A 218-nucleotide genomic window follows, 5' to 3' on the forward strand; every position below is an offset into this window, starting at 1 on the left:
CGAGCATAGCCATTGCAACCCAGTTTGTGATGCTGGGCGAACTGCCCTGGATTAGTCTGCTGCTGGCGTTAAGTTTCGGCAGTTATGGCCTGTTTCGTAAGCAGGTGCCGTTGGACGGGTTATCGGGCTTGTTTGTGGAGAAAATACTGCTATTCACCCTAGCGCTGATAGCTCTCACCTGACTACGCTGGAACGACACCTCACAGTTTTTACAGACA

1 pseudogene is annotated in these 218 nt (G+C 51.4%); it reads left to right on the forward strand.

What is annotated here, in order from left to right:
• Positions 1 to 182 (forward strand): annotated as a pseudogene (locus A6R74_RS01540) (EamA family transporter RarD); the annotation flags it as partial.
• Between the last annotated feature and the right edge of the window lie 36 nt (positions 183 to 218).

Origin of the sequence: Halomonas sp. ALS9, from assembly GCF_001651035.1 — a bacterium.
Classification (GTDB): domain Bacteria; phylum Pseudomonadota; class Gammaproteobacteria; order Pseudomonadales; family Halomonadaceae; genus Vreelandella.